We start from the raw sequence: 14,189 nt of genomic DNA, 5'->3' as shown, positions 1-14,189 counted from the left end.
AAACGACCCAGGCCATCAGGGGGTACCTCGGGGGGCCGGGGGGTCTCCCCCCGAAAACGACGAAGGACGACCCGGCGAGCGCGTTCACGCGCGAGCACGATCGTCCCACCTTCTCGTCACAACAGAACCCCCCACCCACCACACCGATCAAAACGACCCAGGCCATCAGGGGGTACCTCGGGGGGCCGGGGGGTCTCCCCCCGAAAACGACGAAGGACGACCCGGCGAGCGCGTTCACGCGCGAGCAGGGTCGTCCTGAGTCCGTGGAGGTGGCGGGAATCGAACCCGCGTCCTTCAGCAACGAGCCAGGGCTTCTCCGGGTGCAGTCTGTGGTGTCGTTCTACTCGGCCCCAGCGCTTGCACAGACACATCGCTGACAGGCCCAGCCACGTGAGTGTCCCGCTCAGGCCCCGTGGCCTGATCTGAGCGGTGAGTCATCTAAATGGTGCCGGATCCCGAGCCGATGACGAGCCCGGACCGACAGAGTCACAATCGCTTAGGCAGCGAGAGCGAACTCAGTGCGCTTAGAATTGGCACTTGAATTTATGCGAATGCAGGATTAACGAGGTCACAAACACAACCCTCGACCCGCTTCCCCTGGAACGACTACCGAAGTCGAAACCGATCACCCCCTGTGAAGTTGTCAAAGCCGACGTGGATCCCGTCTGCACGGGTTCGGTGTCGACCGACATGCGAGCGGCGAACCACTCGCGTGTTCGTCACTCTACCGGGTCAACGTTCGGGGGGCCAAGCTGATTCCCGGCTCGGGGACCTACTCAGGAAGAAACCCCCGTGAGGCGGACTCAAGATCTGGTCGACGCGACTCACGGGGGCGGTCGGCAGGGTCTGGCCGACCTTTGGAACCGGCAGGGTCTCCCCCGAGACGAGATCCTGCCTCATCGAACTGGTCCGCTACCCCCTGATGCGGTCCCAGTTACCCATGAAGACGCCGCCGGAGCGCCCGTGGGTTGCTCCGGCGGCGGCCTCTTTTTTTCCGTGCTACTCGGTCGGACCGGTGTCGGACTCCGGCATGACCTCGGCGAGCGGCTGGTCGTCGGTCAGCGGCTGCTGCTGGCCTTCGGCGGCGTTGCCCGCGAGGAAACTCGTGGCGGCGGTGACGGCGTACTGCTGCCACATCGTCATCTCCGGTTCGACCTCGGCGAGAACGGCGAAGGCGACGTCGCCCCGATAGCCGACGAACCAGTGCAGGGCGGTGTCGTCCTGTTCGGCCCGGGCGGCCTGCCCGTACACGGGCTCCTCACCCACGCCGACCTCGGGGAAGCGGTTGACGACGGCGTCGCGCATGCCTTCGCGGATCACTTCGAGGTGGGCCTCGTTCAGCTCACCGGCGCCGGCCGGGGCCGGCCCCTCCTCGGGGACGAGGGTCGGGGAGTTCCAAGTGCCGTCGGCGATCGCGCCGGCGGCCAGGGCCATGGCGAGCGGACTCACCTGGACCCCGTGCTCACCGACCATGGCGGCGGCCACATCGGCCTCGTCATCGTTGATGTCCACGACCCCGGAGTCGGCCGGCAGGGACAGCTGCCAGTCGGCACCCAGTCCCAGGGCGGCGGCGGACTCGGTGATCTGGTCGCCGCCCACATCCGAGGCGATGTCGACGAAGCCGACGTTGCACAGGAAGGACAGGTTGCGGCTCAGGTCGGGCTCCCCGGCGAGGAAACCGCTGCTGGGGTTGGTGAAGGTCCGGTCACCGATTTCGGACTGGTAGCCGCAGGGCATCGGGCTGCCCGGGCTGACGGCACCGGAGTCCAGGGCCGCCAGCGAGGACACCAGGGTGAAGGCTCCCCCGGGCGGGTAGCTCCCGGTGAACGCTCCATCGTCGGCGGCCTGGCCGGAGGCGTTGGCCGCGGCGAGCACGTCTCCGGTGCCGGTGTCGACGGCCACGAGGTAGCCGTCTCCCGGCAGGTTCTCCAGGGCGCCTTCCGCGGCGTTCTGGAGTTCGAGGTCCAGGGTGGTCTGCACCCCGCTGCTGCGCACACCGTCCCATGATTCCAGGACGGCGGTCTGTCGTCCGTCCTCGCCGAGGGTGACCACCTGCGTGGTGGCGGTCCCGGCGAGTTCGTGCTGGAAGATGTTCTGCAGGCCGCTCAGACCGACGGTGTCCCCGGCCTGGTAGGCGCCGGCGACACGGGAGGACACCCGGTGCTCGGCGGTTCCCGCGACATCGCCGAGGAGGAACGGCGCCACCCGCGGCGACAGGTTGATCTCGACCTCTTCGGTCTGCACCCCGGAGATCTTCCCCGCCTCCTCCAACAAGGTGCCATCGACGCTGCCGCCACGCATCAGCACCAGCGGCTGGAACTGCTCGGGCGGGGCGGAGCGCACCCGGTTGAGCAGCGGGTCCGGGTCCTCGTCGAGGAGTTCGGCGAGTTCGGTGACCCCGGCCTCCTTGTCGTCCATCTCCGCGGGGAGGACGCCGAAGGCGGTGACGCTGTCGGATGAGACGAGGGGTTCACCCTCCCGGTCCAGGATCTGGCCGCGATCCTCGATCTCGTAGCTGACGGCGAGTCGCTCGCCGTCCTGGAGTTCGGGGTGGATGACGCCGGGCGACCAGTCGATCCGCCAGCCCTCGGGACCGTCCGTCAACGGCATGCTGCCGGTGTAGGTCCACACCGGGTCGCCGATGCCGAGGTCGGCGGAGGCCTCGAACTCCGCTACGGCCTGGTCACCGTCCTGGGTGATGCCGCCCAGGTTGAACCGGACCGAGGCCAGGTCGAGTTGGTCGTGTACGTCGGCGAGCGCCGCCTCCACCTCGGCCGGGTCACCGGTGGTGAACCTCGCGGCGTCGGCGTGGTTCCCGTCCTGCCAGGAGAGCAGGAAGGACCTGACGGCCACCTCCGGGCTGGGGTGGGTCGTGCAGGCCGCGAGGGTCAGGGCGACGACCAGGCCGCTGCTTGCGGCCGCGATCTTGCGGCCGAGGGGACGGGGGGACACCTTGTGTGTTCCTTTCAGGCGCCTCAACGAAGAATCCGCTACCGCCGACGGCGAAGCGCGCGTTCCATGTCGCGCTTGGCCTCACGTTCGGCGAGGGCGTGGCGCTTGTCGTATTCACGCTTACCGCGGGCCAGAGCGATCTCGACCTTGGCCCTACCGTCACTGAAGTACAGGGACAGCGGAACCAGGGTGCGCCCGGGCTCCCGGGTCTTACCGATCAGCCGGGAGATCTGCTCGCGGTGCAGGAGTAGTTTACGTGATCTGCGGGCGGAGTGGTTGGTCCAGGTCCCTTGGGAGTACTCCGGGATGTGCACGCCCTCCAGCCACACCTCACCATCGTGGATGTGCGCGAAGCCGTCCACCAACGAGGCCCGTCCCTCTCTGAGGGACTTGACCTCGGTCCCGGTGAGGACAAGGCCCGCCTCGTAGGTGTCGTCGATGTGGTAGTCGTGCCGCGCCCTACGGTTCTGGGCGATCATCTTGTGCCCGGTTTCCTTGGCCACGGATGGATCCCTTCATCAGTCCGGGGGGCCAGTGGCCCCCCGGTGTTCCGCGCCCGCCGGTCCCTTCCGACGGTGGTGCCGTCAGACCTTCAGGTAGCGGCGCAGGGTGAGGAACGAGGTCACGGTGCACAGGAGCACACCGAGGACCATCGAAACGCCGATGACGGACAGCAGCGATGTCGTGCCCAAGGCCACATCGAACTGGAACCACTCCTCGATCTGGGTGAGCAGCGTGAACCTGGTGGTCACGATGAACCCGGACGCGATCACACCACCGATGAAACCGGCGATGGCTCCTTCGAGGAGGAAGGGCAGCTGGATGTAGAAGTTCGACGCACCGACCAGACGCATGATGCCGGTCTCCCGACGACGACTGTAGGCCGACAGCCGGATGGTGTTGCCGATCAGCAGCGCGGCGGCGGCCAACTGCACGCCCGCGACCACCAGGGCGGCCCACTTGAGACCGTCGAGCAGACCGAAGAACTGCTCCAGGACGCGCTGGTCGTTGGAGACGGAGTCGACGCCGTCGGCCCCGTCCACGGCCGCGCGCACCGCGTCGTAGTGGTTCGGGTCGGTGAGCTGCACCCGGTAGTTGTCCGGGATGTCACCTTCCTGGGCGGCCTCGGCGAGGGCCTCGTTGGAGGAGCCGATGCGCTCCTGGAAGTCCTGCCAGGCCTCGGCCTCGGTCAGGTACCGAAAGCTTTCGACCTCGTTGAGCGATTCAAGCTGCTGCTCAAGGGCCTCACGGTCGCCCTCGCCCGCGGCGCCGTTCTCCTGACAGGTCGAGGTCGGCGAGATGTCGTTGCACATGTAGATGGTCAGCGTGATCCGCTGGTCCCAGTAGTTGCGCATCTCGGCGACCTGTTGGTTGACCAGCAGACCGGCACCGAACAAGGTGAGAGAGATGGCCACCGTCGTGATGACGGCGATGGTCATCGTCAGGTTGCGACGCAGGCCGATCCACGTCTCGGAGAGAACGAATTGTGCTCGCATGATCTGTTAAAGGTCCATCCTTCGGGGCTTCGCCATGCCGGTGGTCTCGGGGTCGCCGACCGAGGCCCGGCGACGAACGTACCAGGGCTCAGTACGCCTGGCCGTAGACGCCACTCATCTGGTCGCGCACTACCAAGCCCTCTTCAAGCTCGATCACACGCTTGCGCATGGAGTCGACGATGGCGGCGTCGTGCGTCGCCATGACGACGGTCGTTCCCGTGCGGTTGATTCGGTCCAGCACCTTCATGATGCCGATGGAGGTCGCCGGGTCGATGTTTCCGGTGGGCTCGTCGGCCAGCAGGATCTGCGGGCGGTTGACGAACGCGCGGGCGATGGCCACACGCTGCTGCTCACCACCGGAGAGCTCACCCGGCATGCGACCGGCCTTGCCTTCGAGGCCGACGAGTTCGACGACCTCCGGCACGACCTTCTTGATGAACCGCCGTGGCTTACCGATGACCTCCAGGGCGAAGGCGACGTTCTCGAAGACGTTCTTGTTCGGCAGCAGGCGGAAATCCTGGAAGACACAGCCGATACGGCGGCGCAGGTGCGGGACCTTCCAGTTGGACAGTCGCGCCAGGTCCTTGCCCGCGACGTGCACGCGGCCCTTGTCGGGCCTCTCTTCCTTCAGCACCAAGCGCAGGAAGGTCGACTTACCCGAGCCGGATGGTCCGACCAGGAAGACGAACTCGCCCTTGTCCACGTCGATGGAAACACCGTCGAGCGCGGGACGCTTCTGAGTCGGGTACTGCTTGGTGACGTTATCGAAGTGGATCACAGGCGCATCACAAGGCTCTCGAAGGTATGGGCACCCGGCGGAGGTGCTCCGCGCGGGATCGTACCGGCCGCATGGCCACCGACAGTTTAGAGGGGACAGGGGCCCGGATTGTCCAGGTCCCGTCTCGCCCAAGCGATCTGTGGAGATCAGCGCACTATCGGACAACAGCCACGAGCATATCGGAGGTGTCAACCGATGATAACGTTCACATATAGCAGTTTCGGTAAAACTGCGGCGTCGTGGTCATCACCTTTGGGACACGTCACCCCGGACCCGCCGAATTCGGCGACCCGGGGTGATCGACCAACGACCGTGCGCGTCCCCGCCCTGGTGGCGGAGGAACACCGGTCGGTGTTCGGGGCTCGTCTCGCCCCTACTCCTGCTTCTCCTGGTTGCGCATCCAGCGGATCTCCGCGTCGATGAAGGCGTCGATCTCGCCGTCGAGCACCGCCGACGGGTTGCCGGTCTCCATACCGGTGCGCACGTCCTTGACGTTCTGGTACGGGTGCAGGACGTAGTTGCGCATCTGGGTGCCCCAGCTGCTCACCGAGTCACCGCGGATCTCGTCCAGGGCCGCCTGCTCCTCCTGGCGCTTGCGGGCCAAGAGCTTGGCCTGGAGCATCGTCATCGCGGTCGCCTTGTTCTGGAGCTGGGAACGCTCGTTCTGACAGGAGACCACGATGCCGGTCGGCTGGTGGGTGATGCGCACCGCCGAGTCGGTCGTGTTGACGCCCTGACCACCGGGACCGCTGGAACGGTACACGTCCACGCGCAGCTCGGTCTCGTCGATCTCGATGTGGTCGCTCTTCTCCACCATCGGAACCACGTCCACACCCGCGAACGAGGTCTGGCGCCGGTTCTGGTTGTCGAAGGGCGAGATCCGCACCAGGCGGTGGGTTCCGTGCTCCCCGCGCAACGTGCCATAGGCGAAGGAGGCCTTGACCGCGAACGAGGTGGACTTGATGCCCGCCTCCTCCGCGTAGGAGGTCTCGTAGACCTCCGTGGGATAGCCGTGACGCTCCGCCCAACGCAGGTACATGCGCTGGAGCATCTGCGCCCAGTCGGCCGCGTCGACACCACCCGCTTGGGAGTTGATGGTGACGATGGCCTCGCTCTCGTCGTGCGGGCCGTTGAGGAGCGTACGCACCTCTAGTTCGCCGATCTCCTTACGGAGTTGCTCTAGTTCGCGGTCCGCCTCGGCGCGGGTGTCGGGGTCGTCCTCGGCCTCGGCGAGCTCGTAGAGCACTCCGAGGTCCTCCAGACGCTGCCCGATGCCGTTGACCTTGTTGACCATGGACTCCAGTGTCGAGAGTCGACGCGTCACCTTCTGCGCGTTGTCCTGGTCCGACCACAGTTCGGGGTCGGCGGACTGCTCGCGCAGTTCGGCGATCTGCGTCTGCATCGCCTCCAGGTCCAACACGGCGGTCACACTCGCCAGGGTCGCCGCGAGTTCCTTGATCTTCTCTGCCGGGTCCAGTTCTGCCACGCACCCAGTGTAGGACCCAACAAAGGGGCGGGCCCCACACCTGACGGTGCGGGGCCCGCTCGGGACACTCCATGTGCCCCCACTCCGGTTGCCCTAGACCACCAGGGAACGGATGGAGCGCAGGGCCACGGACAGGGTGGCCAGGTCGAAGCGCTCGTTCTCCTGGATCTCGGACAGGGTGATCCCGGACCGCTGCACGGCGCCCTCGTTGGCCTTCGTCCAGTCGGCGATGAGCTCACCGGCGGACGTGGAGTCGCCGGACTCCAGGACCCGCGCGGTCAGGTCGGCGTGCGCGGCGTACAGGTCGTCGCGCAGGGCGCCTCGGGCCATGGTCGCCCAGCGGTCGTCGCGCGGCAGGTCGATGATCCGCTCACGCCACCAGCTGAGGTTGAACCGGTCGGCCAGCTCGAAGTAGAGCGCGGCCACCTCGCCCACCGGACGTCCGGTGCGGTGCGCGATCTCCACCAGGTCCAGCGTGGAGTAGGCGGGCACCATGACCGCGATGCGCTCGGCGAGCCCGGTGGGCACCCCCCGGGCGACGTACCGGTCGCGACGTTCCTCGAACGCCTCCCGGTCACGGCCCCGCAGCAGGTCGACCAGCTGCGGCAGCACCTCGCCCACACCATCGGCGAAGAAGCCGATCTCGGTGCTGATGTCGAACGGGAAACTGCGGTTGCGCAGCAGCCACCGGGTGGAACGCTCGGCGAGCTTGCGGGCCTCCAGCAACAGGACGAGCTGGTTGTCCACGGCGATCTCGTGGTCGAGGTCCTCCAGCTCACCCCACAGCTTCCGCAGTCCCAGGACCTCCTGGGTCACCAGGTAGGCCCTGGCGATGTCGGCGGCGCTGGAACCCAGCTCCTCGTTGAGACGGAACGCGTAGGTGATACCGGACCGGTTGACCAACTGGTTGGTCACCTGGTTGACGATGATCTCCTTGCGCAGCGGGTGCGCGGCCACCTCGTCGGCGAAGGCCCGCACGCGCAGCGGCTTCGGGAAGTAGTCCGTCAGGGTCGGCGCCAGGTAGGGGTCGTCGGCCAGGTCCGACAGCGCGATCTGCTCCTTGAGGCTCATCTTGGTGTAGGAGAGCAGCGTGGCGAACTCGGGACTGGTCAGCCCCTTGCCGGCGGCGCGGCGCTCGGCGATGGCCTTGTCGGAGGGCAGGTCCTCCAGCTTGCGCTTGAGGACCTTGGTGCGCTCCAGGTGACGCATGTAGCGACCGTGGACGTGCAGCATCTCGTAGCTCTGCTTGCGCGCGGCGGCCAGCACCGTGTTCTGGGCGTAGTTGTTGTCCAGGACCAGCGAGGCGACCTCGTCGGTCATGTCGATGAACAGCCGGTCGCGTTCGTCCTTGTCCAGCTCGCCCGCCCGCACCTCGCGGTCGAGCATGATCTTGATGTTGACCTCGTGGTCCGAGGTGTCCACACCGGCGGAGTTGTCGATGAAGTCGGCGTTGAGTCGGCCGCCGTTGCGGGCGTACTCGATCCGGGCCGGCTGGGTCATGCCCAGGTTGCCGCCCTCGCCGACCACCTTCACCCGAAGGTCGGCCCCGTTCACGCGCACGGGGTCGTTGGCCTTGTCACCGACCTCCGCGTGGCTCTGGGAGCTCGCCTTGACGTAGGTGCCGATGCCGCCGTTCCACAGCAGGTCCACCGGTGAGGTCAGGACGCGCTGGATGAGCTCGTCCGGGGTGAGTTCGGTGACGTCCTCGTCGATGCCCAGGACCTCGCGGACCTGCGGGGTGATCGGCACGGACTTGGCCGAGCGCGGGTGCACGCCGCCGCCCTCGGAGATCAGGTCCGTGGAGTAGTCCGCCCAGGTGCTGCGCGGCAGCTCGTACAGGCGCTCCCGCTCCACCCAGGAGGTGTGCGGGTCGGGGGCGGGGTCCAGGAAGACGTGCCGGTGGTCGAAGGCCGCCACGAGCTTGGTCCGCTTCGACAACAGCATGCCGTTGCCGAACACGTCACCGGACATGTCCCCGATGCCGACGGCGGTGAAGGGCTGTTCCTGGACGTTCACGCCCAGCTCACGGAAGTGGTACTTGACCGATTCCCAGCCACCGCGGGCGGTGATGCCCATGCCCTTGTGGTCGTAGCCCACCGAGCCGCCGCTGGCGAAGGCGTCGCCGAGCCAGAAGCCGCGCTCGGCGGAGATGCCGTTGGCGATGTCGGAGAAGGACGCGGTGCCCTTGTCGGCGGCCACCACCAGGTAGGAGTCCTCACCGTCGTGCCGGACGGTGCGGTCGGGGTGGACGAGCCGACCGTCGACGAGGTTGTCGGTGATGTCCAGCAGGGCGCTGATGAACTGCTTGTAGCAGGAGACGACCTCGGCCATCACCGCTTCACGACCGCCGCCCGAGGGCAGGCGCTTGCAGACGAACCCGCCCTTGGCACCGGCGGGCACGATGATGGAGTTCTTCACCATCTGGGCCTTGACCAGGCCCAGGACCTCGGTGCGGAAGTCCTCGAAGCGGTCGGACCAGCGCAGGCCGCCGCGTGCGACGGTGCCGAAGCGCAGGTGGACGCCCTCCACGCGCGGCGAGTAGACGTACATCTCCAGCCGGGGCCGCGGCTGGGGCAGGTCCGGGATCTGCTGCGGGTTGAGTTTGAACACCAGCCGTTCCTCGGAACCGTGCTGGTAGTGGTTGGTGCGCAGGGTGGCCCGCATGACGGCGAGGAACGAACGCAGGATGCGGTCGTGGTCCAGGCTGGCCACACCCTCCAGTTCGGACTCGATCTTGGCGACCAACGTGCCGGCGCGTTCCTCGCGCCCCTCGTCGGGCAGGTCCGGGTCGAAGCGGGCCTCGAAGAGCTCCATCAGGAGGTTGGTGACCCCGGCGTTGGCGACGAGGACGTCGGCCAGGTAGTCGGGGGTGAAGGTGGATCCGGTCTGACGCAGGTACTTGCCGTAGGCGCGCAGGACGGTGAGCTGACGCCAGTCCAACCCTGCTCGGACGACCAGGGCGTTGATGCGGTCGGATTCGGCCCGGTCGCGCCAGGAGGCGTCGAACGCCTCCTCGAAGAGGACCCTCATCCGCTCGGGCGGCAGGTCCGACGCGGGGAACTCCCCGAGTCCGAAGTCGTAGATCCAGATCCTGCCCACGCCCTCCACTTCGAGGGAGTAGGGACGTTCGTCCACCACCTCGACGCCGAGGTGTTCCAGGACCGGAAGGACGCGGGAGAGCGAGAGGGGCTCGTCCAGGCGGACCAGACGGAACCGCCAGGCGGTGTCGTTCGTCTCGTCGTCCCGGTAGAGCGCGACGGAGAACTCACCGCTGCGCTCATCGGAGGGGAAGCGTTTCAGGAGGTCTTCGACGCGCTCGATGTCCTTGGCCGCGGTGACCGGGGTGTTGTCGACCTTGTAGGCCTCGGTGAGGCCGGCGCCGTAACGCTCCTTGAAGCCGGTGGCGCGGGTGGGACCGAACTCGTCCACGAGTGCGTCGTCGAAGTCGACGTCCCAGGACCTGGCGGCCTCGCGGACCTTCTCCTCCAGGGCGACCTGGTCGATGTCTGCGAGGGTGCGCCCGTGTTCGGCTCGGGCCACCAGGTACAGGCGCGCCAGTGGCGCGGCACCGATCATCACGTGGTGGTCCATCGTGGCGCCTTGGAAGGCCTCGGTGAGCACTTCCTGGATGTCCAGACGCACGCGGGTGCTGTACTGGTCGCGCGGCATGTACACGAAGCAGGACATGTAGCGGCCACCGTAGGGGTCGCGGCGCATGAACAGCTTGGTGCCGCGGCGCTCGCGCAGGCGCAGGACGCCCCGGACGATGCTGTAGAGCTCGCCGACCGGAATCTGCAGGAGTTCCTCGCGGGGGAAGGTCTCCAACAGCTCGATGAGGTCCTTGCCGTTGTAGCTCTCGGCGTCGAACCCGGCCTGGGACAGCACCTCGGCCCGCTTGCGACGCAGGATGGGGATCTCCCCGATGCCCGTGTTGTCGGCCTGGGAGGTGAACAGTCCGAGGAAGCGGCGCTCACCGACGATGTTGCCCTGGGCGTCGAACTTCTTGACGCCGATGTAGTCGAGGTACTTGGGGCGGTGGACGGTGGCGCGCGAGTTGGCCTTGGTCAGGACCAGGACGTAGGGCTCGCGGGCCTTGGCCCTGATCTCCGGCGGCAGGGCCGCGAATCCGGTGGAGGCCGGCGGGTCCATGCGCAGGATGCCCAGGCCGGTGCCGGGTTCCGGACGCAGGGAGTCGTCCCCGTTCTCGTCGGTGACCAGGGCGTACTCGCGGTACCCCATGAAGGTGAAGTGACGGCTTTCGAGCCAACGCAGGAAGTCGACGCTCTCGCCGACCTCGCGCGGGTCGACGCCTCCAGCGACCAAGGGGTCGGGGTCGGCGGAGATCTCGTCCGCGATCCGGCGGATCCGGTCACTCATCTTGTCGGCGTCCTCGTCCACTTGGCGGACGTCGCCGAGGACGGTCTCCAGGCGGGAGGTGATCTCCTTGACCCGCTCGGGATCGCTCTGCCGATCGATCTCGACGTGCATCCAGGACTCGTCGACGGGCAGCAGGCCGTCGCCGCCGATCTCCGGGTCGATCTCGATCAGGTGGCCGGAGAGGTCGCGCCCGACGGTCATCTGGGGGTGGATGACGGCGCGCACGCCCGCACCGAGGTCGGCGAGGGCCATGGTCACCGACGAGACGATGAAGGGCGCGTTGTCGGTGATCACCTCGACGACGCTGGACTGCTGTTCCCACCCGTCCCGTTCGAGGTCCGGGGTGTAGACGCGGACCTTGCCGCGCCCGGGGGTGCGCTCGGTGCCGAAGGAACGGTGCGCCTCGGCGGCGCCGCAGATCTGTTCGGGGGAACGGTCGCCGATCTCTTCGGGATCCGTGTGGCGGTAGTAGAGGGGAAGGAAACGGCGGATCGCGTCGGCGGCCTCGGGGCTCAGGCGAGCCCCCGGTTTCCACCGAGAGGCCGCGTCGTTGAGCAACTTCTGGAGAATGACGTCGGATTGCCCGGACATAGGGATCTCACTCCTTTGTGAGCGGCGTCGGACGAGCGTCGCGAAGGACAGCGGGTCATGTGACGTGTCGGCCGGTCGGCCGGCCGAACCGTCGGATCCGTGAACTTCTGTGGTCGACTGTGAGTTTCCGTGAACCCCTTGGGGCACAAGGGAACCGAAGTCGGCGTGGTCGGGTCCGTACCTGTGCGCACAGGTGACGTGAAGCGAGGTGGGGAACACCGTTGTTCCCACCTCTGGGGCACCCCGAGAGCGGGGGCCCGGCCCCCACCGTAGCGGGGACCCCGACCAGGCTACTGGTTTCGATCCCCGAGAACAGAACCGACACCGATACACGGTGATCGGTGTTGATGTGGACGGAATCGCGATGGTTCACACCAGTACACAAAGGGAACACGCCCTTCTCGCCGACGACGCTCGCTGTCGTTACGGAGACGTTACCGCCCCTCAGGGCGATGTATCTAACTCGTGGTGGCCTGGTGGACCGCGGTCATCACGGCCCGGGGGTCGCTCAGGTCGGGCAGGATGATCTGCGCCCCGGCATCCCGCAGCTGTCCCTCGGTGGAGGAGTCGCTGAGGACTCCGATAGGGGTCGCCCCACCGATCAGCGCGGCCCGCACGTCCGGGACGGAACCGGCGATGAACACCGTCTCCTCCTCCGTGTAGGCCCGTCCGCCCTCGCCCGAGGCGTGGAGTCGGATGGACTGGATCAGGCTCGCCTTGGGGTAGTTGACCGACCCGAACCCGCCCACGGCCAGGTTGAGGTAGGTGTCCAGACCGAAGGCCACCAGTTTGGCCGTGGCGTTGGCCCGGGTGCTGCCGCTGACCACCGTCTGGACGGTGTCGGGCATGGACGCCACCGCGGCCAACGACGCCGATGCGCCGGGCAGGGCACGCCCCTTGGCCAACAGTTGGTCGCCACGGGAGGCGAAGGAGGTCTCCAACGCGGCCAGGAAGTCGGCCAACGTCTCGGTGTCGGCTTCGAAGTCGACGTAGTTGCGGGCGCAGAACTCGAAGAACATCTCCGAGTCGGTGCGGCCCGCTGCCGACGTCAGGTAGACCAGCGGTTCACCGGTGACCTTCTCGAAGGCCTCCGCGTAGGCGACCCGCATGACCTGACCGACGTCGAGGAGGGTGAGGTCGATGTTCCATAGCACCAGGCGGCTGATGGCTTACTCCTCGGCGTTCGGGGTTTCGGGACGCCACCCATTGTGCCGGATGGCCTCATAAGGGGGGAATCGGCGTCCGAGTCCGGCCAGATCCGCCCCCGTATTCGACACCGAGCGTCAGCCGCGGAAGTCCTCGACCACGTAGCGGATCTCCTGGACGGCGAACCACAGCAGTTCGTGGTCGTCGGCGGCGCCGGACCCGGGGTCCTCCACCGCCTTGGCGACGTCCGCGACGGCTCGCTCGTCGTCCACGTGCGCCGCCTTCAACCTCTTGTAGGGGATGCTCGCCCGAACACCCACCCGCGCGACACCGTCGCCGTGCCGGGCCTGGTGTTCGACGATGTGGTCGGGCATCTCGGCGGTCAGGACCACGCGTCGGCGCGGGGCACGCGGGTCGGCGGCCAGCAACCGCAGCGACTCCTCCGCGGCCGCGTACATGGCCTCGTACTCGGCCTCCTCGGGGTCACCGCCGGGCCCCGGTTCGGCCGTGAAGGCGGTCAGGGGCTCGCCCGCCAGGCGGCCCTCGTCGAGGAGGGCGGCCAGTGCGGGGACGGTGCTGGGCAGGAAGACGTACATCGAGGCTCCAGGGCGCGATCGGGTTCACTACGAGTTTCCCAAAGAACCCGAGGTGACCGGACCCGCGCCCCGTCGTGGATCAGACCGGTTGGCGTTGGTGGTCGCCCTCCGGGGCCAGGAAGCGGGTCAGCGCCGCACGGGTGCTGTCCACGTCCGTGTGCAGGATGCCGGTCATTCCGAGGGACTCGGCGGTGGTGACGTTGTGTTCGAGGTCGTCGATGAAGACGCACTCCTCGGGCGCGAGTCCCAACCGTTCACAGGTGTGCAGGTAGATGCGCTCCTCGGGCTTGCGCATGCCCACCTCACCGGAGATGACGACGGTGTCGAAGGTGGCGGTGAAGCGCTCACGCGGGTAGCCGTTGCCCCAGGAGTTGGACAACAGCGCCGTGGCGTGCCCGCCGGTCCGGGCCGACCGGAGCGTTTCGTACATGCCGTGGACCGGGTCGAAGCGGGAGAACATCCGGTGGATGAGTCCCTCGGCCTCGACCGGGCCACCGTGGGTGGAGCGCAGCAGCGCGGCCAGGTCCCGTTCGAACTCGGCGGTGTCGATCTCGCCGCGTTCCAGGGCGTGCACGGGGTTGTCGGCCAGGCTGCCGTCGAAGTAGGGCCGGGTGACCTCGTAGTAGTGGTCGACGTCGATCGCGTCGTCCTGGAGCCAGCCCCGGATTCCGTCGATCAGTGGCGGAGTGAGCACGCCGCCCCAGTCGGAGATGACCCCTCGTCGGGTGGTGCGGTTCATCCGATCGCCTCCTCAGGTGAGCCGTAGG

General features: G+C 67.5%; 9 protein-coding genes and 1 other RNA gene. All 10 read right to left on the bottom strand.

Annotation, left to right across the window (positions count from 1 at the left end):
* Positions 1–261 precede the first annotated feature (261 nt).
* Positions 262–633: a transfer-messenger RNA gene (ssrA, locus tag ACWGSK_RS05210) on the bottom strand.
* A 366-nt stretch (positions 634–999) separates the two neighbouring features.
* Positions 1,000–2,952 (bottom strand): penicillin-binding transpeptidase domain-containing protein, encoded by a 1,953-nt coding sequence (locus ACWGSK_RS05205; protein ID WP_358503255.1) that lies wholly within the window; start codon positions 2,950–2,952, stop codon positions 1,000–1,002.
* Positions 2,953–2,990: 38 nt separating this feature from the next.
* Complete coding sequence (gene smpB / locus ACWGSK_RS05200) at positions 2,991–3,455, bottom strand: SsrA-binding protein SmpB (protein ID WP_067601371.1); 465 nt, start codon at positions 3,453–3,455, stop codon at positions 2,991–2,993.
* 81 nt (positions 3,456–3,536) lie between these two features.
* A complete protein-coding gene (gene ftsX, locus ACWGSK_RS05195) occupies positions 3,537–4,448 on the bottom strand; it encodes a permease-like cell division protein FtsX (RefSeq protein WP_358503258.1) in 912 nt (303 codons plus the stop codon).
* 88 nt (positions 4,449–4,536) lie between these two features.
* Positions 4,537–5,226, bottom strand: a complete 690-nt coding sequence (ftsE, locus tag ACWGSK_RS05190) for a cell division ATP-binding protein FtsE (protein WP_067601365.1) — start codon at positions 5,224–5,226, stop codon at positions 4,537–4,539.
* 373 nt (positions 5,227–5,599) lie between these two features.
* On the bottom strand, positions 5,600–6,712 hold the full coding sequence (gene prfB / locus ACWGSK_RS05185; protein WP_358503261.1) for a peptide chain release factor 2: 1,113 nt from the start codon (positions 6,710–6,712) through the stop codon (positions 5,600–5,602).
* 93 nt (positions 6,713–6,805) lie between these two features.
* Positions 6,806–11,680, bottom strand: a complete 4,875-nt coding sequence (locus ACWGSK_RS05180; protein ID WP_358503263.1) for an NAD-glutamate dehydrogenase — start codon at positions 11,678–11,680, stop codon at positions 6,806–6,808.
* A 458-nt stretch (positions 11,681–12,138) separates the two neighbouring features.
* A complete protein-coding gene (locus ACWGSK_RS05175; protein WP_452455266.1) occupies positions 12,139–12,834 on the bottom strand; it encodes an HAD family hydrolase in 696 nt (231 codons plus the stop codon).
* Positions 12,835–12,963: 129 nt separating this feature from the next.
* A complete protein-coding gene (locus ACWGSK_RS05170) occupies positions 12,964–13,422 on the bottom strand; it encodes a DUF6912 family protein (protein ID WP_452455265.1) in 459 nt (152 codons plus the stop codon).
* A 79-nt stretch (positions 13,423–13,501) separates the two neighbouring features.
* Positions 13,502–14,161: an HAD family hydrolase gene (locus ACWGSK_RS05165; protein ID WP_452455264.1), complete on the bottom strand. Its 660-nt coding sequence runs from the start codon at positions 14,159–14,161 to the stop codon at positions 13,502–13,504.
* Positions 14,162–14,189: the final 28 nt, after the last annotated feature.

This window comes from Nocardiopsis sp. NPDC055551 (assembly GCF_053619415.1).
Note: the sequence above shows the minus strand (reverse complement) of the source record. Positions and strands in the feature narration are given on the sequence as shown.